Annotated in this window: 26 protein-coding genes and 1 pseudogene; 14 read left to right on the top strand and 13 right to left on the bottom strand. The window is 65.3% G+C overall.

What is annotated here, in order from left to right:
- The first annotated feature begins 29 nt into the window (after window positions 1–29).
- The 4 genes from AUC68_RS04300 to ispG all read left to right on the top strand — a co-directional run bounded on the left by AUC68_RS04300 (window position 30) and on the right by ispG (window position 4272).
- Complete coding sequence (locus AUC68_RS04300; protein ID WP_069436493.1) at window positions 30–1181, top strand: metal ABC transporter substrate-binding protein; 1152 nt, start codon at window positions 30–32, stop codon at window positions 1179–1181.
- A gap of 122 nt (window positions 1182–1303) precedes the next feature.
- Complete coding sequence (gene zigA, locus AUC68_RS04305) at window positions 1304–2554, top strand: zinc metallochaperone GTPase ZigA (protein WP_069436494.1); 1251 nt, start codon at window positions 1304–1306, stop codon at window positions 2552–2554.
- A gap of 30 nt (window positions 2555–2584) precedes the next feature.
- The gene (locus AUC68_RS04310) at window positions 2585–2941 is read left to right on the top strand and encodes a hypothetical protein (protein WP_069436495.1); all 357 of its coding nucleotides are present in this window, start codon (window positions 2585–2587) and stop codon (window positions 2939–2941) included.
- 62 nt (window positions 2942–3003) lie between these two features.
- Complete coding sequence (gene ispG, locus AUC68_RS04315; protein ID WP_069436496.1) at window positions 3004–4272, top strand: flavodoxin-dependent (E)-4-hydroxy-3-methylbut-2-enyl-diphosphate synthase; 1269 nt, start codon at window positions 3004–3006, stop codon at window positions 4270–4272.
- 3 nt (window positions 4273–4275) lie between these two features.
- Here ispG and AUC68_RS04320 read toward each other — a convergent pair whose 3' ends face one another.
- Window positions 4276–4971: a DUF1345 domain-containing protein gene (locus AUC68_RS04320; RefSeq protein ID WP_069436497.1), complete on the bottom strand. Its 696-nt coding sequence runs from the start codon at window positions 4969–4971 to the stop codon at window positions 4276–4278.
- A 31-nt stretch (window positions 4972–5002) separates the two neighbouring features.
- Window positions 5003–5908 carry a polyprenyl synthetase family protein gene (locus AUC68_RS04325; RefSeq protein ID WP_069436498.1) on the bottom strand — a complete coding sequence of 302 codons (906 nt, stop codon included), beginning with the start codon at window positions 5906–5908 and terminating at the stop codon, window positions 5003–5005.
- 77 nt (window positions 5909–5985) lie between these two features.
- Here AUC68_RS04325 and mtgA point away from each other — a divergent pair, with 77 nt between their 5' ends.
- The 3 genes from mtgA (at window position 5986) to AUC68_RS04340 (ending at window position 9094) form a co-directional block, all read left to right on the top strand.
- Window positions 5986–6792 (top strand): monofunctional biosynthetic peptidoglycan transglycosylase, encoded by an 807-nt coding sequence (gene mtgA / locus AUC68_RS04330; protein ID WP_083240398.1) that lies wholly within the window; start codon window positions 5986–5988, stop codon window positions 6790–6792.
- A gap of 101 nt (window positions 6793–6893) precedes the next feature.
- On the top strand, window positions 6894–7079 hold the full coding sequence (gene rpmF / locus AUC68_RS04335; protein WP_069436499.1) for a 50S ribosomal protein L32: 186 nt from the start codon (window positions 6894–6896) through the stop codon (window positions 7077–7079).
- Window positions 7080–7372: 293 nt separating this feature from the next.
- A complete protein-coding gene (locus AUC68_RS04340; protein ID WP_069436500.1) occupies window positions 7373–9094 on the top strand; it encodes an EAL domain-containing protein in 1722 nt (573 codons plus the stop codon).
- Here AUC68_RS04340 and AUC68_RS04345 read toward each other — a convergent pair.
- From AUC68_RS04345 to hisC, 3 genes are all read right to left on the bottom strand, one after another.
- A complete protein-coding gene (locus AUC68_RS04345; protein WP_141701084.1) occupies window positions 9091–9639 on the bottom strand; it encodes a gamma-glutamylcyclotransferase in 549 nt (182 codons plus the stop codon). The genes AUC68_RS04340 and AUC68_RS04345 overlap by 4 nt on opposite strands.
- 80 nt (window positions 9640–9719) lie before the next feature.
- On the bottom strand, window positions 9720–10646 hold the full coding sequence (locus AUC68_RS04350) for a prephenate/arogenate dehydrogenase family protein (protein WP_069436502.1): 927 nt from the start codon (window positions 10644–10646) through the stop codon (window positions 9720–9722).
- Window positions 10643–11770, bottom strand: coding sequence for a histidinol-phosphate transaminase (hisC, locus tag AUC68_RS04355; RefSeq protein ID WP_069436541.1), 1128 nt, complete (start codon window positions 11768–11770; stop codon window positions 10643–10645). The genes AUC68_RS04350 and hisC overlap by 4 nt, the downstream gene beginning before the upstream one ends.
- 232 nt (window positions 11771–12002) lie before the next feature.
- Between hisC and metX the strand changes: the two genes are divergently transcribed.
- On the top strand, window positions 12003–13205 hold the full coding sequence (gene metX, locus AUC68_RS04360; RefSeq protein WP_069436503.1) for a homoserine O-acetyltransferase MetX: 1203 nt from the start codon (window positions 12003–12005) through the stop codon (window positions 13203–13205).
- A gap of 2 nt (window positions 13206–13207) precedes the next feature.
- Window positions 13208–13846, top strand: a complete 639-nt coding sequence (gene metW / locus AUC68_RS04365) for a methionine biosynthesis protein MetW (RefSeq protein WP_141701085.1) — start codon at window positions 13208–13210, stop codon at window positions 13844–13846.
- Here the strand turns inward: metW and AUC68_RS04370 are convergent.
- Entirely contained in the window at window positions 13793–14383 is a 591-nt protein-coding gene (locus AUC68_RS04370) for a class I SAM-dependent methyltransferase (RefSeq protein ID WP_158008225.1), read from the bottom strand. The genes metW and AUC68_RS04370 overlap by 54 nt on opposite strands.
- Window positions 14384–14781: 398 nt before the next feature.
- Here AUC68_RS04370 and gloB point away from each other — a divergent pair, with 398 nt between their 5' ends.
- The 3 genes and pseudogenes from gloB to AUC68_RS04385 all read left to right on the top strand — a co-directional run bounded on the left by gloB (window position 14782) and on the right by AUC68_RS04385 (window position 17172).
- Complete coding sequence (gloB, locus tag AUC68_RS04375) at window positions 14782–15552, top strand: hydroxyacylglutathione hydrolase (RefSeq protein WP_069436542.1); 771 nt, start codon at window positions 14782–14784, stop codon at window positions 15550–15552.
- Window positions 15552–16000 (top strand): annotated as a pseudogene (locus AUC68_RS15545) (cupin domain-containing protein). The gene gloB and the pseudogene AUC68_RS15545 overlap by 1 nt, the downstream one beginning before the upstream one ends.
- An 80-nt stretch (window positions 16001–16080) precedes the next feature.
- A complete protein-coding gene (locus tag AUC68_RS04385) occupies window positions 16081–17172 on the top strand; it encodes a linear amide C-N hydrolase (protein ID WP_069436506.1) in 1092 nt (363 codons plus the stop codon).
- On the opposite strand, the gene phbB is transcribed toward AUC68_RS04385, so the two are convergent.
- Window positions 17169–17891 (bottom strand): acetoacetyl-CoA reductase, encoded by a 723-nt coding sequence (gene phbB, locus AUC68_RS04390; protein WP_069436507.1) that lies wholly within the window; start codon window positions 17889–17891, stop codon window positions 17169–17171. The two genes, AUC68_RS04385 and phbB, sit on opposite strands and share 4 nt — an antisense overlap.
- A gap of 170 nt (window positions 17892–18061) precedes the next feature.
- Entirely contained in the window at window positions 18062–19243 is a 1182-nt protein-coding gene (locus AUC68_RS04395) for an acetyl-CoA C-acetyltransferase (protein WP_069436508.1), read from the bottom strand.
- 225 nt (window positions 19244–19468) lie between these two features.
- Here AUC68_RS04395 and phaR point away from each other — a divergent pair, with 225 nt between their 5' ends.
- Window positions 19469–20083 carry a polyhydroxyalkanoate synthesis repressor PhaR gene (phaR, locus tag AUC68_RS04400; protein ID WP_069436509.1) on the top strand — a complete coding sequence of 205 codons (615 nt, stop codon included), beginning with the start codon at window positions 19469–19471 and terminating at the stop codon, window positions 20081–20083.
- Between the two features lie 64 nt (window positions 20084–20147).
- Here the strand turns inward: phaR and AUC68_RS04405 are convergent, their stop codons facing one another.
- The 5 genes from AUC68_RS04405 to ftsE form a co-directional block, all read right to left on the bottom strand.
- On the bottom strand, window positions 20148–20495 hold the full coding sequence (locus AUC68_RS04405; protein WP_141701087.1) for a hypothetical protein: 348 nt from the start codon (window positions 20493–20495) through the stop codon (window positions 20148–20150).
- 261 nt (window positions 20496–20756) lie between these two features.
- Window positions 20757–21446 (bottom strand): lysophospholipid acyltransferase family protein, encoded by a 690-nt coding sequence (locus tag AUC68_RS04410; protein ID WP_244500388.1) that lies wholly within the window; start codon window positions 21444–21446, stop codon window positions 20757–20759.
- Window positions 21447–21452: 6 nt separating this feature from the next.
- Window positions 21453–22169, bottom strand: coding sequence for a YdcF family protein (locus AUC68_RS04415; protein ID WP_158008226.1), 717 nt, complete (start codon window positions 22167–22169; stop codon window positions 21453–21455).
- 86 nt (window positions 22170–22255) lie between these two features.
- Window positions 22256–23254: a cell division protein FtsX gene (locus AUC68_RS04420; RefSeq protein ID WP_083240400.1), complete on the bottom strand. Its 999-nt coding sequence runs from the start codon at window positions 23252–23254 to the stop codon at window positions 22256–22258.
- Window positions 23255–23265: 11 nt separating this feature from the next.
- Complete coding sequence (gene ftsE, locus AUC68_RS04425) at window positions 23266–23943, bottom strand: cell division ATP-binding protein FtsE (protein WP_069436511.1); 678 nt, start codon at window positions 23941–23943, stop codon at window positions 23266–23268.
- 137 nt (window positions 23944–24080) lie between these two features.
- On the opposite strand from ftsE, the gene AUC68_RS15550 reads away from it, so the two are divergent.
- Window positions 24081–24267: zinc-ribbon domain-containing protein (locus AUC68_RS15550; RefSeq protein WP_193407072.1), on the top strand; the 187-nt coding region annotated here is incomplete at its 3' end.

Below are 24267 nucleotides of genomic sequence, written 5' to 3' on the forward strand. Positions count from 1 at the left end.
CAACCAGCCAAACATGGAGTCTCACGACCATGCGTATCCGTCTCATACCAAGTTTCGCCGCCGCGCTTCTCGCGCTCGGCATCGCGTCTCGCGCGCAGGCCGACGACAAGGTGAACGCCGTCGCCTCGTTCAGCATTCTCGCCGACATGGTGAAGAACGTGGGCGGGGACCGTGTCGTCGTCACCGAACTCGTCGGCCCCGACGGCGATGCCCATGAGTTCGATCCCACGCCAGCTGATGCCAAGAAACTGGCCGGCGCGGACATCTTCTTCGTCAACGGCCTCGGCTTCGAGGGTTGGATGGAACGGCTCGAGACGTCGTCCGGCTTCAAGGGCGCGACGGTCGTTGCGAGCAAAGGCGTGAAGGCCCTCACGATCGAAGAAGACGACGAGCACCTTCATGGCGACGTGGCGGACGATGACGACGACCACGACGAGCACGCAAAGGGCGAGGATCACGACGACGACGAGCATGAGGACCACGCCAAGGGCGAGGATCACGACCACGACGAACACGCCAAGGGCGAGGACGACGACCACGACCATGAGGATCACGCCAAGGGTGAGGACGACGACCACGATCATGAGGAACACGCCAAGGGCGAAGACCACGACGACGAGCATGCCGAGGCCCATCATCATCACCACCATGGCGGCACGGATCCGCATGCCTGGCAGGACCTCGCCAATGGCGAGATCTATGTCGCCAATATCCGCGACGGCCTGATCGCCGCCGATCCGGACGGCAAGGCCGTCTACGAGGCCAACGCCGAGAAATACCTCGCCGCGCTGAAGAAAGAGGATGCCGCGGTCAAGGCGGCGATCGGCGCGCTGCCGCAGAGCCATCGGCGGATCATCACCAGCCACGATGCGTTCGGCTATTTCGGGGAGGCCTACGGTCTCGAGATCCTGGCGCCCGAAGGCATCAGCACGGCGAGCGAGCCGTCCGCGAAGGACGTGGCCAAGATCATCCGGCAGATTCGCGAGGACAAGATCCCGGCCGTGTTCATGGAGAACATCACCAACCCGAAAATGCTGGAGCAGATCGCGAAGGAATCGGGCGCCAAGATCGGCGGGACGCTTTATTCCGATGCCCTCTCGGCCAAGGACGGCCCCGCCCCGACCTATCTCGACATGTTCAAGCACAATGTCGGCACGCTGACCGCCGCGCTGTCGTCTTAGCCTGCACCGGCGAGGACGGACCGGTCGCCCTTGGCCGTTCCGTCCTCGTCCAATCTCTGCAAACCACTCGGGCCAAGATGCGGCCTTTATTTGTTATGTTATAACATTGGAGCGAATGGATCATGGACACCGAGCTCTTGGATCATCTCGAAAGCGCGGCCCCTGGGCAGGATCGGCGGCTTCCGGTCACCGTCCTGTCGGGCTTTCTCGGCGCCGGCAAGACGACCTTGCTCAATCGCGTTCTCGCCAACCGGGAGGGCCGCAAGGTGGCGGTGATCGTCAACGACATGAGCGAGATCAACGTGGATGCGGAACTGGTCCGGAAGGGCGCCGCGGATCTGTCGCGGACCGACGAGGCCTTGGTGGAGATGTCCAACGGGTGCATCTGCTGCACGCTGCGCGAGGATCTCTTGCTCGAGGTTCTCCGCCTCGCGGATGAGGGGCGCTTCGACTATCTCCTGATCGAGTCCTCGGGGATCTCCGAGCCGTTGCCGGTGGCCACGACGTTCGATTTCCGGGACGAGGACGGCAACAGCCTGTCCGATATCACGCGCCTCGACACGATGGTGACGGTCGTCGATGCGGCCGGGCTTGTCGGCGACTATCAGTCCCAGGAGTTCCTGACCGATCGCGGTCTCGGTGTCGACGAGACGGATGCGCGTCCGCTCGTTGCGCTGCTCGTCGATCAGATCGAGTTTGCCGACGTCATCGTCCTCAACAAGCTCGACCTTGCTACGCCGGACCAGGTGAAGGCGGCGCGCGCCATCATCCGGTCGTTGAACGACAGCGCCAAGATCATCGAAACGAGCGAAGGCGACGTGCCGCTTTCCGAAATTCTCGATACGGGGCTTTTCGATTTTGCCGCCGCGCAGACGCACCCGACCTGGTTCAAGGAACTCAACGGCTTCAAGGACCACACCCCGGAAACGGAGGAATACGGCATTGCGAGTTTCACCTACCGGGCGCGGGCGCCGTTCGATCCCAAAAAGCTCTATGCGTTTTTCAACGAACCCTGGCCAAACGTGATCCGTGCGAAGGGGTTCTTTTGGCTCGCCTCGCGTCCCCAATGGGTCGGCGAACTGAGCCAGGCGGGCCCGCTCGTGCGGCACGAAGGGATCGGGTTCTGGTGGGCGGCCGTTCCCCAAAGCCGTTGGCCGGACGATGCGGACAGCGTCAACGAGGTCATGAAGCGGTGGCACCCGACCTGGGGAGACCGGCGCCAGGAGCTCGTCTTCATCGGCACGCGCGCGATGGACCGCGAGGCGATCACGGCTGCCCTCAACGCCTGCCTCGTCCAGAATGCCTCCAAACAGGACCTGGCGGCGGGCCGTTGGAAATCGCTCCCCGACCCGTTTCCGCTCTGGCAGGTCTAGCGCCGCCCGCCGGACCGGTTAAAAGGTCTCATGACCGGCGGTTCGCGGCGATGGATCGTATTTCTCCTCGCGCTCATTTGCGCAGGGATCGTCTATGCGGCGCTCGGCCCCGCCGATTGGCAGGTCCGGCTGGGGCTGCATTGGCTGGTCGAGCACTTCTTGGTGTTCTTCTCCGTGACCGTGCTCGCCTGTATCGCCTACCCGAGACCCATGCGGGTGGCGGCGGTCCTGCTGCCCTTCGCGGTCGGGGTCGAGCTGGCGCAAGGGCTGACCCCGGACCGCACGCCGGATATCGCGACGGCCCTCGCGGCGGCGGCGGCGGTCTCGCTGGCGGCGCTCCTCGCCGATGGGGTCTTCGCGTGGCAAAATCGCCGCAGGTCCACCTGACCGGCCCGCCCTAGCGCGACAGACACAAATGTGATGTATCCTCCCGCTCAAGGAGACTTCAGGTGACGAGCATCACGCGGAAACGGACCGTTCCCGTCAAGATCGGTCCGGTGACCCTGGGCGGCGGCGCGCCCGTCGTGGTCCAGTCCATGACGAATACGGACACGGCCGATGTGGGCCAGACGGTCGCGCAGGTCGAGGCGCTTGCCCGCGCGGGCTCCGAGCTCGTCCGGCTGACGGTCGATCGCGCCGAGGCCGCCGCGGCGGTCCCGCTCATCCGCGCGCAGCTCGACAAGCGCGGCGTGGACGTGCCGCTGATCGGCGACTTCCACTATATCGGCCACAAGCTTCTGGCGGACAATCCGGACTGCGCCGAGGCGCTGGCGAAATACCGCATCAATCCGGGCAATGTCGGCTTCAAGGACAAGCGCGACAAGCAGTTCTCCCAGATCATCGACATCGCGCTGAAACACGACAAGCCGGTGCGGATCGGCGTCAATTGGGGCAGCCTCGATCAGGAGCTGCTGACGCGGCTCATGAACGAGAACGCCGAGAGCCCCAACCCGAAGGACGCGCGCGAGGTCATGCACGAGGCCATGGTGCAGTCCGCGTTGCTCTCGGCGGACCGGGCGCAGGAACTCGGGCTGGGCGCCGACAAGATCGTGCTCTCGGCGAAGGTGTCGGCGGTGCAGGATCTCATTGCGGTCTATCGCATGCTGGCCGAACGCTCGAACCTCGCGCTGCATCTGGGGCTCACGGAGGCCGGCATGGGCTCAAAAGGCATCGTCGCCTCCTCGGCCGCGATGTCGGTCCTGCTGCAGCAGGGCATCGGCGACACGATCCGCATTTCGCTCACGCCCGAGCCCGGCGGGGACCGCTCGCTCGAGGTGAAGGTGGCTCAGGAGCTGCTGCAGAGCATGGGCTTCCGCGCCTTCGTGCCGCTGGTGGCCGCGTGCCCTGGATGCGGGCGCACCACCTCGACCACGTTCCAGGAACTGGCCCGGGACATTCAGGATTTCATCCGCGATCAAATGCCGGACTGGAAGCGCCGCTATCCCGGTGTCGAGACGCTGAACGTCGCGGTGATGGGCTGCATCGTGAACGGGCCCGGCGAATCCAAGCATGCCGATATCGGCATTTCGCTGCCCGGAACCGGGGAAACGCCCGCCGCGCCCGTGTTCATCGACGGCGAGAAGGTTACGACGCTGCGCGGTCCCGGCGCCGCCGCGGCGTTCAAGCAGATGGTGCTGGACTATATCGAGCGGCGCTACGGCCACGCCGCGCTCGGGGACAGGGCCGGCCAAGGCGCCCCCCGCACGGCGGCGGAGTAGGCGCTACTGCAGCGAGACGGCGTCGCCCGCGATCGAGACCGTCAACGCGATCATCGTCACATTGAACACGAACGCGACGATGCCATGGGCCGTCACGGTTCGGCGGATGGCGCGCGAAGTGATGGCCACGTCGGACACGGCCGTGGACGTTCCCATCACGAATGAGAAATAGACGAAGTCCCAATAATCCGGATCCTCGTCGCCGGGAAAGCGCAGGCCGCCGCCCGCGCCCCGGTGCTGGGCGTAGTATTCGTGCGCGTAGTGCAGGGCGAAGATCACGTGGATGAACAGCCAGGACAGGAGCGTGGTGAAGAACAGGAGCGCCAGGATGCCCGGCTGGATGCTCCCGCTCCCGGAGGCCGTGCGCATCCAATAAACGATGGCGGCGAGGCTCGCCATGCTGGCAATCACGGTGAGAATCGGAATGGCAATGCGCCCTTCGTCCTGAAGCGGCGATTCCCGCCGGACCCGGTCTGGGTCCGAGCGCAGGATCATGATGACCACAAGCGCGAGGTAGAAGGCCACGCCCGCGTCCCAGGCGATCAGTAGCCGCGTGGGAAACAAGTATTTCTGGTCGGGCATCGCGGAGAGGAGGACGACGAAGACGAGCATCGCGAAGAGGAGACGCCAGCGCGCCTCGAGGAAGCGCGAGATGCGCGTGTCCCGAAAGCGATGTCGCGGCGGCGTCGTGGGGCTCATCGGCTCATTCGAGCCGGATTCGCCTTCCCGCTCAAGAGCGCCGCTCGGCGACGAAGCGCGCCGCCTCGATCAGTGTCCCCGCTTTTTCGCCGAACGGATCGAGAGCCTCCTCGGCCTCGGCAACGAGGCCCGCGAGCTTCGCCTTCGCGCCCTCGATGCCAAGGAGGCCGACCAGCGTCGCTTTCCCGCGCTCGGCGTCCTTGGCGGCGGCCTTGCCCATGGCGGCGGCGTCTCCTTGCGCATCGAGCAGATCGTCGGCGAGCTGGAAAGCCTGGCCGAAGGCGTTTGCATAGCGGATGAGCGCCGCGCGGCTGGCATCGTCCGCGCCCCCGAGCACGGCGCCTGCCTCGCAGGCGAAGCGGAACAAGGCGCCGGTTTTCAATTTCTGCATGGCCGTCGTCTCGTCGGGCGAGAAGGGCCGCTGCTCGGCGGCGAGGTCCAAGGCCTGCCCCAGCGCCATGCCCTGCCAGCCGCTCGCCTTGGCGAGAAGATGGGTCAGTTCGGCCCTGATCGCCGGATCGTCGTGGCACTTGGGGGCGCTGACGGTCTCGAAGGCGATGGTCAGCAGGGAGTCGCCGGCGAGAATCGCCGTGGCTTCGTCGAAGGCGATATGCACCGTCGGGCGCCCCCGGCGGAGCGCGTCGTCGTCCATGGCCGGAAGGTCGTCGTGAACCAGGGAGTAGCAATGGACGCATTCGAGCGCACAGGCCGTATCGAGCGCGTTCTGCTCCGGCACGCCGAAGAGCCGCGCCGATTGGATCAGGAGGAACGGCCGCAGGCGCTTGCCGCCGCCAAGGGCCGCATAGCGCATGGCCTCGCCGAGCGGCGCAGCCGTCTCGTAGGGTTCCTCCGGGGAGGCTGTGTCTGGGGCCAGGAGCGCGGCCAGCCGTTGCTCGACGCGCCCGGCCACGCGCTCCATCTCGGATCGGAATGTCATCGTGGGCGAAGGGATAGCCGAGGCTTTCTGTCGCCGCAAATTGATCGCGACCTCCGTGGGCGCTAGAACGCCCTGCTATGCACGAGAACACGACCGAAGATCCGCCCGAGGGCCATGATGCCGCGCCGCCCGAGGCGCCTGCCACGGCCCCGGAGTCCGGCGTACAACCCGGCCCGAAAAAGGCCCACAGGCTCCGCGCTTGGGCCGACAGGCATCCGTGGCTGCGGCTGATCGCGCTGGTGCTGCTCATCTTGATGGGGATCGTTCTCGGCAGCATCGTGGTCTACCGCTTCGTCAATCCGCCGATCACCTCGGTCATGATCCTCGAAAAACTCCGCGGCGAGACCTTGAAGCGACGCTGGGTGCCCTTCGAGAAGATCTCGCCCCATATGCGGCTGGCCGTGATCGCGAGCGAGGACGGCAATTTCTGCACGCATCAGGGCGTCGACTGGGGTGCCGTTCGGGAAGTCATCGAGTCGGCGAAGAATTTGGAGCCTGCGCGGGGCGCCAGCACCATCCCCATGCAGGTCGCCAAGAATCTCTACCTTTGGGATTTCCGCTCTTACTTGCGCAAAGCCCTTGAGGTTCCGCTCTCCTACGCGATCGTCTCGATCTGGCCGAAGGACCGCGTGCTGGAGGTTTATCTCAACATTGCGCAGTTCGGTCCGGGCCTGTTTGGTGTCGAGGCGGCGAGCCAGCGCTATTTCCGCAAGCCCGCTTCGGCGCTCACCCAGCGCGAGGCGGTCCTGCTGGCGACCACGCTGCCGAAGCCGGACGTTCGCAATCCGGCGCGGCCCAGCCGGACCCATCGCCTGGTCGCCAACGCTGTCCAGCGGCGCTTGCCCTACATCGCCAAACGGGCCGACTGCATCGTGAACCGGTAAAAGGATCGGACATCGGCTCTGGCCAGAGGCCGAAATTGTGACTATAAGGGCGCCAAACGACGCCCCCCCGCGCCGCGTGGGGCCGCCTAGAGGTTCTAGAAATGGCTGTTCCAAAGAGAAAAGTGTCCCGCATGAAGCGGGGCAACCGGCGAAGCCACGACGCTGTCGCGGCCCCGGCCTATGTCGAGGATAAGGATTCGGGCGAGCTTCGCCGTCCGCATCACATCGACCTGAAGTCGGGCCGCTATCGTGGCCGCCAGGTGATCACGGTCAAGGACGAGGCGTAAGGGCTAAGCCTTATGTCTTCGCAGGAATTGTTGTCACGTCCGGCGCGCGCGCCGGAGCGTTTTTGCTTGGCTGTGCCGTGCTCGCGCCGTGCCGGTAGGGTCTTGCTAACCAAAGACGCAGAAATCGCGGGCGATGGCGCGTTCGAGCCGCCTTTTTGGGGCCGAAAGGCGGCCCTGTCCCTCGCGGATTCTCGGCTTCTTAAGCCTTGCCAGCTAGCCTTCCTCGGCAAGCAACGAGCGCCCAACGCAGCAATACAAGAGGCGCCGCAGGATTTCGTGCAAGGGGCAGGCGCATGAGAAAAACCAACACCGCAGATGTCGCTGGTGAACAGCCGCACGTTCAGGTCGACGACGTGCTCGACGGCATCCGGACCACGGCCTATCGCTGGGATTTCGGGTCCGATCGGATCGACTGGGCGAAGAACGCCGCGACCGTTCTGGGGGACGTCGATATCGGCGTGCTGCGCCGTGGCCGGGCGTTCGCTCTGCATATCGACCCCAAGCATGCGGCGGAGCGCTATGACGGCGTCACCGGCCGCGCGAAGGCCGCGCCGAACGCCTCCCATGCCTATGCCTTGCAATATCGCTTCCTGCCCAACGGACGGCGCGGAAAGGCCGCTCTTTGGGTCGAGGAACGCGGCGTCTGCACCACCGACGACAGGGGCGAGCCGGTTCAGGCCCAGGGCACGCTCCGCGTGATCGGCGATCGCCGCCAGCGCGCCCGGCCACAAGGCGCGCCAGGCGACCAGGACTCCGCCCGGCTCTCGAACCGGGCCGAGCTCACCGGGACTCTGGCCAAACTGCTTTCCAGCCGCGGTGGAAGAGCGGAGAAGGGCGCCTTTCTGCTCGTCGGCGTCAACGATCTGACGTGTATCAACGAGACCTATGGCTACGAGGTCGGCGACGAGGTCATTGCCATTGTCGGCCAGCGCCTGGCCACGGCCGTGCGCGGGCGGGACTGTTTGGGCCGCTTCTCGTCGAACAAGTTCGGCATCGTCCTGCACGGCTGCGTCGCGAACGAAGTGGTTGCCGTCGCCCGCCGCATGATTGCCGCCGTCGAGCGCGACGTTGCCAGCACCAGCGCGGGGTCTATCGCCGCGACGGTCTTCGTCGGCGCCGTGCTGATCCCCAACGACGCGAACACCACCCAGGACGCGATCGGCCGCGCCTTGCAGGCCATCGATATGGCGCGGGTCAGCCCCCGCGAGCGGTTCTATTGCTACGATCCGTCCGCGCCGCGGGAAGCCGAACGCAAGCGCAATATCGCCATTGCCGACGAAGTGATCCGGGCCTTGAACGATCGCCGCATTATGGTCGCCCTTCAGCCCGTGGTGACAGCCGGCGGTCACGACCCGGAGTTCTACGAATGCCTGCTGCGTTTGCGGCTGCCGGACGGGTCGGTTCTGGACGCGAGCGAGTTCGTTCCGGTCGCCGAGAAGTTGGGCCTGTCCAAACTCATCGACCATCGCGCCCTGGAGCTCGTCGTCGACATCCTGCGCGCCACACCCGACCGGAAGCTGGCCCTCAACGTCTCGGCTCTGTCCACGACGGAGGGGCATTGGATCGAGGCGCTCGAGGCCCTGACCGGGAAGGACCGTAGGTTGACCAAGAGGCTGATCGTCGAGATCACCGAATCGGCCGCCATTTCGGACATGGAGGCGACGGCTGCGTTCGTCTCGGCGCTGAAGAGGGCCGGATGCAAGGTCGCGCTGGACGATTTCGGCGCCGGCTACGCCTCCTTCCGCTCGCTGCGCAACCTCGGTGTCGACATGGTCAAGATCGACGGCTCGTTCATCGAGAATCTCGGACAGGACGCGAAGGACGAGACGCTAGTCCAGAGCCTGGTCGAGCTGGCGCATCGTTTCGGCCTGGCGACCGTCGGGGAGTGGGTGCGCGACGAGCGCTCCGTCGCGTTCCTGGAGAAAGCCGGCGTCTCCTACCTTCAGGGCGACTTTTTCGGCGCGCCCGAATTGCATGAGGATCAGACGGCCGACACCGAGAAGTCCGCCAGCTAGCCCTCGCAGCGTTCGCCGGCCCCGCGCCGGAGCCGCTCGGCCAGCGCGAACAGCAGTTCGTCGTGGGTGCCTAAGGCTTCCAGGTGTTCCACCGTGTTCAGGACGTAATCGATATTGGCGCCGGCCTGACCACGGCAGGCCCGCACGATGCGCAGCTGCGCCTCGAAGTCGAGCCTGCCTGCGTATTGCGGATGGGCCGGGTCGGCGACAAAGGTGAGCGCCTTCACGGTCCGGCCCGAGCCGTCGCCAAGCGCGATGTCCCGATAGGTCTCCACATAGACGTCGGTCGCTTGCTCCCGCTGGCGCAGATAGGCCACCGTGTCGCTCTCGGCCCCGGGTTCGACACGGAAGGCCACGCCCTGGCATTCCCCGCCTTCGTCCAGTCCGAGAACCAGGCCCGGACTTGCGGGCGTGCCCCGGTGCAGGATCGAATAGATGCACAGGGCCCTGTGGGCGCCTTCGAGACGGGCCGGACTGTGATCGTCGAACGGAAAACCCGGCCGCCACATCAGTGACCCATAGCCGAACACCCAGAGCGCAGACATGGAGCCTGTTTTAGCGGTGGTCGCCAGCATTCGAAAGACGTATCAAGCCCGCCGCCCAATTGGCCGCGTCGTTGCGCCGGTCAGTCCTCGTGGCCGTGGGGCCGGCCGAAATCGGCATCGGCGGTGTCTTGGCCTGCGTCGATGACGCCGCGGCGGATGTCGCGCGTGCGGCTGAAGTGATCCTCGAGCGACTGGCCGTCGTCCCAGCGGATCATGCGCTGCAGCGCCGCGAGGTCCTCGGAGAAGCGGCCGAGGACTTCCAGCACCGCGTCCTTGTTGTTGAGGAACACGTCGCGCCACATGACCGGGTCGGAAGCGGCGATGCGCGTGAAATCCCGGAAGCCGCCGGCGGAAAACTTGATGACCTCGGACTGGGTGACGTCCTCCAGATCGGCCGCCGTGCCGACGATGTTGTAGGCGATCAGATGCGGGATTATGCTGGTGATGGCGAGGACGATGTCGTGATGCTCGGGCGTCATCGTCTCGACGGTCGAGCCGAGCGCGGTCCACAGCGCCCCGACCTTCTCCACGCTTGCATCCGTCGAGCGTGCACACGGGGTGATGACGCACCAGCGCCCTTCGAACAGCTCGGCAAAACCGGCTTCGGGGCCGGAATGCTCAGTGCCGGCCACCGGATGTCCGGGCACGAAGGCGGCGTGCTCCGGGAGCGCGCTCGCGACGGTGCGCACGATGGCCGCTTTCACGGAGCCCACATCGGTGACGATCGCCCCATTGGCGAGGAAGGGTGCGATGGCTTGCGCGGCCGCCCTCATGGCGCCGACAGGCACGGCGAGGATCACCAGCTCCGCGTCCTTCACCGCCTCTTCGGCCGTGTCCGCGACGAGATCGCAGAACCCGAGCGCACGCGACCGGTCGCGCACATCCGCCGATCCGTCGAATCCCGTGATGGTGGCGGCAAGACCGCGCTTCTTCATCCCGCGCGCCATGGACGAGCCGATCAGTCCCAGTCCTATGACGGCGACCTTGTCGAACAGGGGCTCCGTCATACGGCGCCCGCATCGCCCATGAAGGCGGTCAATGCATCCAGCACGGCCGCGTTCTCGGCGTCGGTGCCGATGGTCATCCGCAAGGCATCGGGCAGGCCGTATTCGTCCACGCGCCGCAGGACGATCCGGCGCCCGTGCAGATAGGCGTCTGCTTCCGGCGCCGTCTTTCCGGGCGTTTGCGGAAAATGGACCAGCAGAAAATTCGCCACGCTCGGCGTCGTCGGAAGGCCGATCTCTGCAAGCCGTTGGGCCATGCGGGGAAGCCAGGCGAGATTGTGGGCGACCGCGGTTTCCAGATGCGCCCGATCGCCGATGGACGCGACACCCGCGGCAATGGACGGTCCGGTCACGTTGAAGGGCCCGCGGATGCGGTTCAACGTGTCGGCGATGGCCTCCGGGCAATAGGCCCAGCCGATGCGCAAGGAGGCGAGGCCGTAGATCTTGGAGAAGGTCCGCGTCATCACCACGTTGTCGTTGGCGGAGACGAGCGCGGCGCCGGCCTCGTAGTCGTCCCGTCGGACATATTCCGCGTAGGCGCCGTCCAGCACCAGCAGCACGTGGCCGGGAAGCCCCGCATGCAGACGTTCGATCTCCGCGGCCGGAAGATAGGTCCCGGTCGGGTTGTTGGGGTTGGCCAGGAACATCATGCGCGTGCGGGGCGTGACGCGCGCAAGGATCGCGTCCACATCGGCGGTGTGGTTCGTCTCGGGCGCTACGACCGGGGTCGCGCCGCGGGCCTGGATCGTGATCTTGTACACGAGGAAACCGTGCTCGGTGTAGATCGCCTCATCGCCCGGGCCGAGATAGGCCACGGCGAGCAGGTTCAGCAGCTCGTCGGAGCCGGCGCCGCAGACGATGCGCGCGGGATCGAGGCCATGTTCGGCGCCGAGGGCCTCGCGCAAGGACCTCGCCGACCCGTCGGGATAGCGGGCGAGGCGCGCCGCTTCGCCCAGGTAGGCTTCCACGGCCTTGGGGCTCGGTCCGAGCGGCGTTTCGTTGGACGAGAGCTTCACGACCGGCCCGGCGCCAGGCAGCACGCTCGTGCCCGGCACGTAGGGCGCGATGTCGAGAATGCCCGGACGCGGTGCCGGGGCCGTCCTCGTATCCGTCCTGTCGGCGGCCATCGGTTTGGCAGCCATCGTTTTGGCAGCCATGGTTCTGCTCCTTACTGGGGCCTCAATGCTTTGCGAAGGGCCTCTCTTACGGCCATTTCTTAAGCCAAGGCAAAGAAAAGATTGACTCTCATGAGGCCATGGCTAACCCGGCATTGTATAATTCCAGGTTCCATTGTCAGGACGCGCGCGATTTCCGGTGCGTACGAGCGAGGAACCGTCTGTAGCTTAGGCCATTGCGACGATGAACGAGAATCCGGGAGCGGAGAGCTTCGCCGAACTCAAACGGCGCGAGCAGATCACCAATCCCCAAAGCGAAGTGGTGCATTTCCCGGCGAGCGAGGGTCTCCCGCTCGATAGCGGTGCTGTGCTCGCGCCCTTCTCCGTGGCCTATCAGACCTACGGGACGCTGAACGCGGACAAGTCGAACCTCATCCTGGTTTGCCACGCGCTGACCGGCGACCAGTACGTGGCAAGCACCCATCCCGTCACCGGCAAGCCGGGCTGGTGGGAGACCATGGTCGGGCCGGGCAAGCCCATCGACACGGACCGCTATTTTGTCGTGTGCCCGAACGTGATCGGCGGGTGCATGGGCTCGACCGGGCCGAGTTCGCTCAATCCGGCGACGGGGCGCGCCTACGGTCCCGATTTCCCGGTGATCACCTTGCGCGACATGGTGCGGGCGCAAGCCCGGCTGCTGGACTATCTCGGCGTCGACCAGGTGCTGAGCGTGATCGGCGGCTCCATGGGCGGCATGCAGGTGCTGGAATGGGCGGCGAGCTACAAGGACCGCGTGTTCTCGGCGATTCCGATCGCCTGCGCGGCGCGGCACTCCTCGCAGAACATCGCCTTCCACGAGGTGGGGCGTCAGGCCGTGATGGCGGATCCCGATTGGTGCGGGGGCCTGTATCTCGAAGAGGGCAAGAACCCGCGAAAAGGTCTCGCCGTCGCGCGCATGGCCGCCCATATCACCTACCTGTCCGACCGGGCGCTGCACACGAAGTTCGGCCGTAACCTGCAGGACCGCGAAGAGGTGACCTTCGGTTTCGACGCCGACTTCCAGGTGGAGAGCTATCTGCGCCACCAAGGGATGAGTTTCGTCGACCGGTTCGACGCGAACTCCTATCTCTACATCACGCGGGCCATGGATTATTTCGACATCGCCGCCGACCACGGCGGGGTCCTGGCGAATGCCTTCGCGGGCACCAAGACGCGCTTCTGCCTGATCTCGTTCACGTCAGACTGGCTGTTCCCGACCGAGGAGAGCCGGGAGGTGGTGCACGCGCTCAACGCGGTGGCCGCCAATGTCAGCTTCGTCGAGATCGACTCGAACAAGGGGCACGATGCGTTCCTGCTGCACGAGCCCGAGCTGTTCGATACGGTGCGCGGCTTCCTCGGCGCGGCCGCCCGTCAGCGTGGGCTCGCCGGCGCGGGCGGAGGCGCATGAGAATGGACGCGCCCGTGACCACGCCCCAACAGCGCTCCGCCGATACGGCCCGCGTCGATCTCCTCCTGATCGCGGAGATGATCGCTCCCGGCTCGCGGGTGCTCGATATCGGCTGCGGCGACGGGGCGCTGCTGCGCATTCTCGCCGACAAGCATGGCGTCGACGGCCGCGGCATCGAACTGAGCCAGGCCGGGGTGAACCAGTGCGTGGCGCAGGGCCTTTCGGTGATCCAGGGCGATGCGGACACGGACCTCGTCTACTACCCGGACATGGCCTTCGACTACGCGATCCTGTCGCGGACCATTCAGGCCACGCGCAACCCGCGGCACGTGCTCGAGCAGCTCTTGCGCATCGGCAGGCGCGTCGTGGTATCGTTTCCGAATTTCGGCCACTGGCGCGTGCGCCTGCAGCTCCTGCTGGGCGGTCAGATGCCGCATACCGATACGCTGCCCGAACATTGGTACAGCACGCCCAACATCCATCTGTGCACGATCAAGGATTTCCTGGCGCTGTGCGACGACATGGGTGCACATGTGGAGAAGGCCGTCGCCCTCAACGCCAACGGGACGAAACTCGTCTCGATGCCTCTATCGACGCAGAATCTCTTCGGCGAGCAGGCCGTCTTCCTGCTCTCGCGCTAGGCGCGGCGTCACCGCGCCCGCTGGCACCGGGATCACGCGCCGGCGCATCTTGCGTTCCGTTTCGCCCACAAGACTGCCGGCGTAGACCTGCTTGGTCGCCTCGACCACGATAATGCCGGAGAAGGCCGGCCAAGCCAGATCGCCGAACCGTTCCCAGAAATCCGGCCAACGGGTCAGAACCCGCCAGTCGAAGGGCGGCAGGTGAAGCACGTAGTGCCAGCTCTCGGGCTGGAACATGGCATCCTTCAGGAGCTGGGTGAGCTGGCTGCGGCTGAAGGGGCTGCCATAGCCGAAGGGCGTCGTATCCATGCGGGCCCAGAGCCCGCGCCGGTTGGGCACCGCCACCAGGATGCGGCCATTGGGCGCCAGGACCCGCCAAATTTCGCGGAGGAGGGCATGGGGATGCTCGGACCATTCCAGCATATGCACCAGCAAGACCCGGTCCGCCGCCTCGTCGTCCAGCGGCAGTTCCGTTTCGTCCACAAGGGCCGTTTGGGACGCGACCCGTTCGGGCCAGGGCAGGGTGCCCAGGCGCACAGGCGCAAGGGCACCGATACACCGGGCGCCTTCCGGAACTCGGCGAGATAGGGCGTGGCATAGCCGAGGCCGAACACGTTGAGGCCCTTCACGTCGGGCCAGAACGCCCGGAAACGCGGACGCAGCAGGCGCCGCACCATCAGCCCGATCCGGCGGGCGTAGAAATTTCGAAGGTCGATCGCGTCGAGATGCATGGCGTCCGTCTGCTTCCGGCGTGTTTAGACTTGGGTCGCCGCCCGCGTCTTTCAATCCAGAACGTTGTTTCAATCGGGGGACCTGTTTTCAAGCCCCGGCCTGCGGAGTACGGTCCGGGCGCCGGAGCGGCCCGGTTCGGCATTTTCAAAGACAGCGACATCGAAGAGACAGACATCGAAGTGAAAGACATCGAAGTGAAAGTCATGGCCCAACTCGAGATTTTCCAGTTTCCGACACGCAGCGACAATTACGGGGTGCTGATTCACGATCCCAAGACCGGTGCGACCGCCTCGATCGATGCGCCCGAGGCCGCGCCGATCCTGGCCGCACTCGCGCAGAAAGGGTGGGACCTCACCGATATTCTCGTGACCCACCATCACGCGGACCACACGGCCGGAATCGGCGCGCTGAAGAACAGATATGGCTGCACGGTCTACGGGCCGGCGCGCGAGGCCGGTCTTATCCCGGGGCTCGACGTGGAGGTCAAGGAAGGCGATACGGTGTCCGTCGGCCACGCGGACGCCACGGTCATCGACACGTCCGGCCATACACGCGGTCATGTCAGCTACTACTTTCCCGATCAGGCGCCGGTGTTCGTCGGCGACACGCTGTTTTCCGTCGGGTGCGGCAAGCTCCTGGAGGGCGATGCGCCGACCATGTGGGCGTCCTTGTCGAAGCTTGCGGCGCTGCCGCCGGAGACGGACGTCTATTGCGGCCACGAATACACCGGGGCCAATTGCCGGTTCGCGCTGACCATCGAGCCGGACAACGCGGCCCTTCGGGCCCGTGCCGCCGAAGTCGCCGAGAACGATGCCAACGGACGGCCCTCTTTGCCGACGACGATCGGGCTGGAACGTGCGACCAACCCTTTCCTGCGCGCCTCGAGCCCTGAAATTCAGGCCCGGCTGGGTCTGGAAGGCCAGCCGCTGGAGGCCGTGTTCGGCGAGGTGCGGCGGCGCAAGGACCGGTTCTAGTGGCTCTCACGCCCAAGACCGGGACGCGAAGTGCCGAAGAGGTGATCGCCCATCTGGCGCTCCAGCCGCATCCGGAGGGTGGCTGGTTCCGGGAAACCTTCCGCGACGAGACCGGTCGCGACGGCCGGGCCCATTCGACGGCGATCCTCTTTCTTCTGGCGGATGGGGAAATCTCGCGCTGGCACCGGGTGGACGCGGCCGAGACCTGGCACTGGTATGGCGGTGCGCCCTTGTCGCTCACCGTCGCGGACGAGGCCGGTGCGGTTCGAGAGCTCACGCTGGGAATGGATCTGTTCGGCGGGCAGCACCCGCAAGCCGTCGTGCCGCCCCATGCCTGGCAGAGCGCGCGCACCTCGGGGCGTGGACGCTGGTGGGCTGCACCGTGGCGCCCGGCTTCCAGTTCGAGGGCTTCGAGCTGGCGCCGGACGGCTGGTCTCCAGAACGCTAACAGCAGGCAGCGGTTCGGCACCGCGCGCCGCTGCGGCGTGTGCGCGGGCGGGCGGCTTTGGACACTGAAAGGAAATAACGATGTGTACGTCTCTTCTGTATCGGGACACCAACGGCAACTTCTATTCGGGGCGCACGCTCGAACTGCCCATGGAAATGCCCTACCAAATCGCGTTTCTTCCCGCGGGCCAGGACTACCAGTCGGCGGTCGAGGGCAGCGCGGCGCTGCGATACAAGACGGCCTATCCCATGCTCGGCGTGACGGTTCCGTTCGCGCCCGGCGATCTCAAGATCGTCGAAGGGTTGAATAGCGAAGGCCTGACGTTCAGCGCCTTGTCGTATCCCGGGGCGGCACAGGCCGCCTTCGAGAACACCAAGGCCGCCTTGTCGGCGGTCGATCTCGGCTCGTGGGCCCTCGGTCAGTTCGCGACGGTCGCGCAAGTCAAGGAGGCGCTCGCGAACCAGCCCGTCCTCCTGGCTCCGCTGGCGATCCTCGGAGGGGCGAAGACGCCGTTTCACTACAGTCTGCACGATTCCACCGGTGCCTCCATCGTGGTGGAGTTCTCCGGCGGCGCGACGTCCGTCTACGACAATCCCGTGGGCGTCATGACGAACGGCCCGGCATTTTCCTGGCATCTGACGAATCTCGACAACTACACGTTCTTGTCGAATGTCGACCGGTCCGAGAGTCGGTTCGGTGCGCTCCAGGTGGCGCAGCCGGATTCCGGCATCGCGACGCAGGGACTCCCCTCGTCCAACACGTCGGTGGGGCGCTTCGTCCGCGCCGCCTACTACGCGCAATTCGCCGAAAAGGCATCGGCGCCGGACGACGCCATTCGGACGCTCGCCCATGTCATGAACAATTTCGACAGGCCGAAAGGGATCACTGTCGACATGCGCGGCGGAGGCGGTGGGATCGAGGCCGGCGCGAGCGGCGGGGCGGGAAGCGCCGGGGCGGCCATGAGCGAATATACGTCGTGGACGGCCCTGACCGATCTTGGCCGGAAGAAGCTTCTCTTGCGGACCTATGCCGGCATCAACTACACGGCCTTCGATCTCGGCAAGCTCTCGGCCGCGAGCGGCGTCCGCGTGATGCCGCTCACCGTCCTCGACCGGATGGCCGAGGACGGGAGTGCGCAATTTCTTGACGCGGACGCGCCGGCCGTCGCCTAGTCCGCGAGCTGACCGCCGTTGATGGTGAGCGTGGAGCCGGTGATCCAGGCGGCTTCGTCGGCGGCGAGGAACACCACGCAGCGGGCGACCTCTTCGGCTTCGCCCAGGCGTCCGACGGGGATCTGGCCGACGATGGCTTCCATCACCTTTTCGGACACGCCGGACAGCAGCTCCGTGGCCACATAGCCCGGCGCGATGGCGTTGGCGGTGATGCCTTTGCGCGCCCCTTCCAGGGCGAGCGCGCGGGTAAAGCCGATCATGCCGGCCTTGGCGGCGCAGTAGTTGGCCAGTCCGAGCATGCCCTGCTGGCCGTTGATGGAGGAGATCGAGATGATGCGTCCGAACTTGCGGTCGCGCATGCCGTTGATGACCTGACGCGTGACGTTGAACACGGAGTCGAGATTGGTGCGCATGACCTCCGACCACTGCTCATAGGTCATCTTGTTGAGCATCGCGTCGCGAGAGATGCCGGCATTGTTCACCAGCACTTCGACCGGGCCGACCTCGGCCTCGACGGCGGCGATGCCCTTCTCGCATGCGGAATAGTCACCGACATCCCATTTGAAGACCGGAATCCCGTTTTCGGCCTTGAAGGCGTTCGCGGCGTCGTCGTTGCCCGCATAACTGGCGGCGACCGTGTAAGCTGCATCCTTCAGCGCCGTGCTGCATGCGGCGCCGATGCCGCGCGTACCACCCGTGACCAAAGCCACCCTTCCCATAGCATCCTCCCTTGGCGCACTTACGCGCCTGTTTCTTCAATCTGCCGAACCCAGGTCCGAATGGGGCAAGTCCGAATTAGGCGAGGCCGAATTGGGCAAGCGCCAAATCGACGTGTGGGGCGGCTCAGGCCACCCCACACGAATTCGTCTCAAAGCTCAAGAGCGATGGATCAGTCGCGCTCGACGCACATGGCAACGCCCATGCCGCCGCCGATGCACAGCGTGGCCAGGCCCTTCTTGGCGTCGGCCTTCTGCATCTCGTGCAGCAAGGTGACGAGCACGCGCGCGCCCGAAGCGCCGATCGGGTGGCCGATGGCGATGGCGCCGCCGTTGACGTTCACCTTGTCGCCGTCCCAGCCCATGTCCTTGTTCACGGCCAGGGCTTGCGCGGCAAAGGCCTCGTTCGCCTCGATCAGGTCAAGGTCGGCGACCTTCCAGCCGGCCTTTTCCAGCGCCTTACGGGACGCAGGGATCGGACCCGTGCCCATGATGCTGGGATCGACGCCGGCGACCGCCCACGAGGCGATGCGCGCAAGCGGGGTCAGGCCGCGCTTCTGGGCTTCTTCGGCGCTCATCAAGACCACGGCCGCGGCACCGTCATTGATGCCCGAGGCGTTGCCCGCGGTCACCGTGCCTTCCTTGTCGAAGGCCGGGCGCAGCTTCGCGACACCGTCGAGGGTCGCGCCCTCGCGGATGTACTCGTCCTCGTCCACGACCACGTCGCTCTTGCGGGTCTTGATGGTCACGGCCGCGATCTCGTCCTTGAACTTGCCGGACTTCTTCGCCGCTTCTGCCTTGTTCTGGGAGGCGACGGCAAAGGCGTCCTGTTCGTCGCGGGTTAGCTGCCACTTCTTGGCGACGTTCTCCGCGGTGTTGCCCATGTGGTAGCCGTTGAAGGCTTCCCACAGGCCGTCCTTGATCATCGTGTCGATGAACTTGACGTCGCCCATCTTGGTACCGTTGCGCAGGTGCGCGACGTGGGGGGAGAGGCTCATGTTCTCCTGGCCGCCCGCAACGACGATATCCGCATCGCCCGTGGCGATCTGCTGGGCGCCGAGAGCGACAGAGCGCAGGCCCGAGCCGCAGACCTGGTTGATGCCGAAGGCCGTGGCTTCTTGCGGCACGCCCGCAGCCATGGCCGCCTGCCGGGCGGGGTTCTGGCCTTCGCCGGCCGTGAGCACCTGGCCCATGATGACTTCGTCCACGTCGCCCGCGTCGACGTTCGCCCGTTCCAAGGCAGCCCGGATGGCCGTTTCGCCCAGGGTGTGGGCCGGAACGGTCGAAAGGGACCCGCCAAACGATCCGACGGGCGTCCGCGCCGCGCTGACAATTACAATTTCTGAGTCCTTCATCCTGTCCTCCCGACTGAAACTCACCCACGGTCATACCGCAGCGCATTGCGGCTGGAAAGACAAACAAGCCCCCCGAATTAAGCCTTCCGGCAAAGGCGCTGGTACCGTGCACGCTGAACGTGCTACTTATTTTCGCAAGTGCGGCATGGACTGCACGTTTATGGAGTTCTGAGTCCGATCCGGGCCACGGGCCCGGCGCGGGCGGGGTTTAGGAGTAAACGACACGTGGCCAGGGATGCGAACCAGGAGAACCGTCCGGTTATCATCAAAAAATACGCCAACCGGAGGCTCTACAACACCGATACCAGCACCTATGTGACCTTGGAGGATCTCGCCGAGATGGTGCGCGCCGAGCGCGACTTCGTGTCTTACGACGCGAAAACAGGCGAAGACCTGACGCATACGGTGCTGACCCAGATCATCGTCGAACAGGAGAGCCGCGGCACCAACCTCCTGCCGATCGGCTTCTTGCGCCAGCTCATCCGCTTCTACGGCGACGGCATGCAGAAGCTGGTGCCCTCTTATCTCGAGTTCAGCCTGGATTCGCTGACCAAGCAGCAGGAGCAGTACCGGCGCCGCTTTGCCGACGCGTTCGGGACGGCGGCGTTCGATGCGGTCCAGGAACAGGTGCGCAAGAACTTCGAAGCCTTCGAGAAGGCGCTCGGCATGTTCACGCCGTTCGGGACCGAGACGGACGAATCGCCGGCCGAGGAGAAGCCCGCCTCGAGCGACGAAGCACCGGCGGCCACGCCTGCCGAGCCCGCCGAAGACGACATCGATACGCTGAAGGCCGAGCTTCAGGCCATGCAGGAGCGGCTGGAGAAGCTGTCCCGCACGTAACGCAAGGCGGCCGGCTAAGGGGCGCCGCTTCGAAAGCGATACGCTTGCACGATGATTGAGGGGGCTAGGCCGCGGCGGCGGGCCGATGCAGATGCGCGGCCGTCAGATCGGCCTCGACGAATGCGCGGGCCCGGGCCGTGTCGGCCAAGAGATGGATATGCACCTCGTTCGCGCCGATCTTCGCGCCCTCGTGGCGCAGACGGGCGAGATTCAGCGACACGGCGTCGTCCTTCGTGTTGCCGAAGGCCAGCGCTTCGCGCGAGCCGTCCTCGTGACGCCGGACCAGAATGAAATTGGCCTGCGGCAGCGCCGGGCAGCCGACGAGCGAATAGACGCTGTGGAGATAGCGGCGCCCCGAGGCCCCACGCCAATAGTGAAAGGCCTGGTCGAAGGCGGCTTCGGCGCACACCAATGCCGGCTCCTCCGACGGACCGCAGGCGGCGGTTTCGGGTGTCGCAAACTCAGGCGCATCTGAAGGGCTCGTCCACATCGTCAATCTGTCCCGTTAACCTTGGTGACCCTAACTCAAATAGGTTGAACGATCGCAAATTCAAGCCATCGCTGCCCCTTATCGGTGTGTGGAACAAAATATGAACTTGACCGCGCGCGGCGTCAAGCTTTTAAGTGTTAACAAGGGGTTAACGGTTTTCGCCGTCGGCGTCCGCTTCCACTATCAGGCGGTTCGTGGCGGTCTCGATGGCCGTTTGCAGACGGCTGACGAATTCGGCCTTCGGCAGCCTGGCGGGATTGGATCGAGGATTTCCACGATCACCGTCCCCGGCTTGCGGCGCCAGGAGCGGCGTGCCCAAAACATCCCGGAATTCAAGGCAATAGGCACGCAGGGCAGGTCGAGCGCGTTGTACAGCAGCGCGATTCCCGTCTTGTAGGCGGGCGGTGCGCCCGGGGGTCTGCGGGTGCCTTCGGGAAAGATCAGGATCTCACGGCCCTGCGCGGCGCGGTCCTTCGCATGGCGCAGCATCGTTCTCACGCCGCGGGTCCTTTGGTCGCGGTCGACGGGGATCATCTGGAACTTGGACGAGAACCAACCGTGAACCGGTATCCAGAACAATTCGCGTTTCATCAGCAGCGCGGGATCGCGAAAAAGTGGAATGAGCGCGAACGTTTCCCAAGCGGACTGATGTTTCGAGGCGATCAGGAACGGCGGCTCGGGCAATTTTTCGAGGCCGCGCACCTCGTAGTCGAGACCGACAATGGTCTTCAGGAGCCACAGCTCGGTGCGCGCATGCACCTTGAGGGCGGCCATGGACCATTTGCGCGGCGTGAAAAGGAACGGGAATCCGACGGTCACGAAGAGTGCGGTCGTGACGTAGAACAGAATGCCGAAAACGATGGAGCGGACCATGGACTCTTACGGTTCGGGTTCGTCCTCTGGCGGTACGGAGGTGCCGGGCAGGGCCATGCGCACGAGGTTCGTCGCCCAGAGCCGCCCAAGCGCGGGCAGGTATTTCAGGTACTCGGACAGAAGCAGTCTGGTGGTACCGTGATATTCCCACCAGCGCGCGACTTCCACATTGTTGTCCACAACAGGATAAGGGACGAGGTCGATCCCCGGCATGGCCCGCTCCAGCTCTGCCAGAGCGCGCGGCATATGATAGTTGGAGGTGACGACGATCACGGACCCGTAGCCGTTCAAGGTGACCCAGCGGGCCGTCTCGGTCGCATTGTCGATCGTGTTGCGCGCGGCCTTGTCGATATCCACGCAGCAATCGAAATATTGCGCGCCGTCCGGGCTGAGCTCCTTCAATTGCTCCAGGCTCGTCTCTCGGTTGACGCCGGTGATCAGTACACGCCGTGCCTGTTGCCGCGCCATCAGCTTCATGGCTTCGTCGATGCGGGAGACGCCGCCCGTCAGGACGGTGATTCCGTCGGTTGGATGGGCCGGTTCCTTCGGTTCCCGGGCGAGCCCGTTGGCGAAGACGATGAAGCCGATGATCAGCATGACCAGCAGCAAGATCGTCCCGTCGAACACAAGACGGACGAAGCCGACCGGCCCGCGGAAGCGGTGGAAGTGCCTCGCGCGGCCTTCCGTGTTCTCGTCTCCGTCTATGTCGATGCTCTTGATCAAGAAATACTCCGGGCACGTCGCGCCGTGCAGCATAAGGACTTTCCCGACCGGGCCAAGCCGATAGGAGCCACCATCCCTATGCGCGTTCAAGCATAGGTTTTCAGAACGCGAAAGACCCCAAGCCGGGAGGTGACCATGCAGAGCGCCGCGACCACCACCACAATCAGCGCCAGCAGAAGATAGCCGCCAAGGTCGAGTTCGCCGTTGCCCAGCAGGCGGCGGGTTTCGGCTTCGGTCACGGCCCCGCCCCCCAGGAGGGAGAGCAGGACGGGCAGCAGCAGAAACGTCACCGTCGCCGCGATGGCCCCGACCAGGCCCGCCCGGACGCCAAGGCCCAGAAAGTGCCGTTCGAACTCGCGCGAGATGAAGCGGTCGTTCGCGCCGACGAAATGCAGCACCTCGATGATCTCGCGATTGGTGGCCATGGCGCTGCGCGTGGCCGAGACGATGACGGCGACGGTGGCGGCCGCGACGAGCGCCAGGACCGCGATGCCGCCGAGCGCGGCCGATCGCGTGATGAGCTTGATTTCGGACTGCCAGCGCCGGTGATCGTCGAGCGTGACCCCTTCGAAATTCTGCGTGAGCGCGTTCTGGATGGCTTCGATATCGGGCGGATCCGACCGGTCGATCTCCACGGCGATCAGGCGGGGCACCGGCAACGCCGAAAGCGCGGCGGTCGAGCCGAGCCACGGCTCCAGTAGCTTGGCCGACTCGTCCGCGCTCATGGGTTTCACGCGGCTGACGCCCGGCTGCTTCGCGAGGAACAGGGCCACCAGGGTCATCTTCTTCTCGATGTCCGCGGTTTCCAGGGGATTGAGCTCGACGGTGACCTCGCTGGCGATATCGTCCACCCAGGCGCTGGCGGACTGATGCACCATGTAGACGACGCCGGCAGTCAGGCAGGCCAGAAATGTCATGATGGCAATGACGATGGTCAGGGCCCGGCCGGCGACGGAGGCGGGCGGGACGATCTGTGAGGAGGGGGCCTGGAAGCGTTTCGGCAGCCGCGCGGCGAGCCGGGCGGGCAGAATGCCCGCAAGCAGGCTCGTCCACGGATAGTCCTTGATGTCGCTGAGGAACGTCACGTGGCTTTCACCTACCGGGCGGCGAGTTGGGGCGCGGCGACCTGAAGGTGCCCTTCCTGGAGCACGAGTCGGGGCGCCTCGAGCTGTTCCATCAGCCCATAATCGTGGGTCGCGATAATGACGGACGTGCCCAGCCGATTGAGTTCCACGAACAGGCGCAGCAACCGGTTGCCGATGGCCGGATCCACGTTGCCCGTGGGCTCGTCCGCCAGGAGCAGTTCGGGCCGGCCGATGACCGCCCGGGCGATCGCCGCGCGCTGTTTTTCGCCGCCCGAAAGCGTTTCGGGATAGGCATGGATGCGGTTTCCGAGGCCGACCCAATGCAGCAAATCGGTCACGTCGTCGGCATAGTCGCTCTCGTTGCGGCCCATGACGCGCAAGGGCAGCGCCACGTTTTCCCAGGTGGTCAGGTGGTCCAAAAGGCGGAAATCCTGGAAAACTATGCCGATTCGGCGCCTCAGGGCTGCCCGTCCCGCAGGCGGCAAATCGGCTAAATTCTCGCCAAAAACGAAAATTAACCCGCGGCTAGGACGTAACGACATAAAAAGAAGACGCAACAATGATGTCTTTCCGGCGCCGGAGGGCCCAGTCAGAAAGTGAAAGGAGCCTGGGTGCACGTGAAAGGTGACATCGTGCAAGATTTCCGGTCCGGAGCCATAGCGTAGCCCGACATTGTCAAAGCGGATCACCGGACTTCCTTGGGCCTCTTAACATTGCCGAATACTGGCACTTTATGCTGAACTCTCCGTCCTGTATCAATGGTATAGGGTAACCGAATGGGGCGTCCCACATATTCAAGGTGTAGTGGGCGATTGCGGCAATCAAAATGGCGACACTAATTATTTGTCCGGCGTGCGGAACGCGTTACCAAATCAAGGCTGCCTTCCCACCCGAAGGCCGGAAGGTGCGTTGCGCAAAATGTGGCCACGTCTGGCAGGCACAACCCGCGGATCAGGGTGCCGCGCCGTCACAGCCGGCCGCTGCGCCGGTGCCGCCGCGGCCAGCGGCCGCGC

Source organism: Methyloceanibacter methanicus (assembly GCF_001723285.1).
GTDB lineage: Bacteria > Pseudomonadota > Alphaproteobacteria > Rhizobiales > Methyloligellaceae > Methyloceanibacter > Methyloceanibacter methanicus.

Bases quoted from the DNA above. Each gene is read 5' to 3' on its own strand.
- AUC68_RS04410 (WP_244500388.1), bottom strand. From the start codon at position 21,446: ATGGTCCGCTCCATCGTTTTCGGCATTCTGTTCTACGTCACGACCGCA.
- phbB (WP_069436507.1), bottom strand. From the start codon at position 17,891: ATGGGAAGGGTGGCTTTGGTCACGGGTGGTACGCGCGGCATCGGCGCC.
- metW (WP_141701085.1), top strand. From the start codon at position 13,208: ATGGACGCGCCCGTGACCACGCCCCAACAGCGCTCCGCCGATACGGCC.
- metX (WP_069436503.1), top strand. From the start codon at position 12,003: ATGAACGAGAATCCGGGAGCGGAGAGCTTCGCCGAACTCAAACGGCGC.
- AUC68_RS04340 (WP_069436500.1), top strand. From the start codon at position 7,373: ATGAGAAAAACCAACACCGCAGATGTCGCTGGTGAACAGCCGCACGTT.
- mtgA (WP_083240398.1), top strand. From the start codon at position 5,986: ATGCACGAGAACACGACCGAAGATCCGCCCGAGGGCCATGATGCCGCG.
- AUC68_RS04345 (WP_141701084.1), bottom strand. From the start codon at position 9,639: ATGTCTGCGCTCTGGGTGTTCGGCTATGGGTCACTGATGTGGCGGCCG.
- AUC68_RS04325 (WP_069436498.1), bottom strand. From the start codon at position 5,908: ATGACATTCCGATCCGAGATGGAGCGCGTGGCCGGGCGCGTCGAGCAA.
- rpmF (WP_069436499.1), top strand. From the start codon at position 6,894: ATGGCTGTTCCAAAGAGAAAAGTGTCCCGCATGAAGCGGGGCAACCGG.
- AUC68_RS04300 (WP_069436493.1), top strand. From the start codon at position 30: ATGCGTATCCGTCTCATACCAAGTTTCGCCGCCGCGCTTCTCGCGCTC.
- hisC (WP_069436541.1), bottom strand. From the start codon at position 11,770: ATGGCCGCCGACAGGACGGATACGAGGACGGCCCCGGCACCGCGTCCG.
- AUC68_RS04385 (WP_069436506.1), top strand. From the start codon at position 16,081: ATGTGTACGTCTCTTCTGTATCGGGACACCAACGGCAACTTCTATTCG.
- AUC68_RS04350 (WP_069436502.1), bottom strand. From the start codon at position 10,646: ATGACGGAGCCCCTGTTCGACAAGGTCGCCGTCATAGGACTGGGACTG.
- AUC68_RS04310 (WP_069436495.1), top strand. From the start codon at position 2,585: ATGACCGGCGGTTCGCGGCGATGGATCGTATTTCTCCTCGCGCTCATT.
- zigA (WP_069436494.1), top strand. From the start codon at position 1,304: ATGGACACCGAGCTCTTGGATCATCTCGAAAGCGCGGCCCCTGGGCAG.
- AUC68_RS04320 (WP_069436497.1), bottom strand. From the start codon at position 4,971: ATGAGCCCCACGACGCCGCCGCGACATCGCTTTCGGGACACGCGCATC.
- AUC68_RS04395 (WP_069436508.1), bottom strand. From the start codon at position 19,243: ATGAAGGACTCAGAAATTGTAATTGTCAGCGCGGCGCGGACGCCCGTC.
- gloB (WP_069436542.1), top strand. From the start codon at position 14,782: ATGGCCCAACTCGAGATTTTCCAGTTTCCGACACGCAGCGACAATTAC.